Here is a 244-nt window from a genome sequence, read left to right as displayed (position 1 = left end):
GGCCGGGAGCTTGCGACGCAGTGCCCGGATCACGAGCGTGAGCATGAAATCACGGTTCAGGCGTGCGTATTCCTGCGCCCACGACATGGCTTCAACGTAGGCATCAAACGAATCGGTGCCCTCATCGAACCACGCAAGGTCCTTGTCTGCAAGCTGAATACCGCGCACCGAGATTTCGCGAGCTGCCATCTCCGTCGCGCACTCACCGATCGTCTTGCCCACATGACGCGAGCCTGAATGGAGC

1 protein-coding gene is annotated in these 244 nt (G+C 60.2%); it reads right to left on the bottom strand.

Annotated elements, in window-relative coordinates; genetic code table 11:
* Nucleotides 1–244 (bottom strand): RtcB family protein (locus AC1RPN_RS09170; protein ID WP_481763875.1); only part of this gene is annotated, 244 nt, incomplete at both ends.

The organism is Dellaglioa sp. CoH-57-MRSF-20, from assembly GCF_056781955.1.
The sequence above is the reverse complement of the archived record's forward strand: the minus strand, read 5'-3'. Positions and strand labels throughout refer to the sequence as shown.